Source organism: Komagataeibacter intermedius TF2, assembly GCF_000964425.1.
GTDB classification, from domain to species: Bacteria; Pseudomonadota; Alphaproteobacteria; order Acetobacterales; family Acetobacteraceae; genus Komagataeibacter; species Komagataeibacter intermedius.
Genome location: NZ_BANF01000649.1, coordinates 1 through 392 on the forward strand (window position 1 = coordinate 1; position 392 = coordinate 392).

Consider the following 392-nt stretch of genomic DNA (forward strand, 5'->3'; position numbering starts at 1 on the left):
GTTTCCGGGCCAACTTCCGAAAGACCGATATGCCGGACATAACCCGCCTGAACCATCTCGGCGATGGCGCCAATCGTATCCTCGATAGGCACAGCCGGGTCCAGCCGTGCAGGCCGGTAGATGTCGACATGATCAAGCCCGAGCCGTTGCAAGGTATAGGCCAGGAAGTTTTTCATGGCAGCAGGCCGTGCGTCGTAGGAGCCCCAGTTGCCACCCGGGTCGCGCATCGCACCAAACTTGACGCTGACGAGGAATCTGTCGCGAGGAATATCCTTGATCGCCTCACCGATCAGCATTTCGTTATGGCCCATGCCATAAAAATCGCCGGTGTCGAGAAGCGTGATCCCAGCGTCCAGCGCGGCATGGATGGTAGCGATGCTTTCTTTCCGATC

1 protein-coding gene is annotated in these 392 nt (G+C 58.2%); it reads right to left on the reverse strand.

Features of this window, described 5'->3' with window-relative positions; genetic code table 11:
• Window positions 1-392, reverse strand: a 392-nt coding sequence (locus B7449_RS18895) for an aldo/keto reductase (RefSeq protein WP_048884086.1), incomplete at both ends; no start/stop codon positions are given.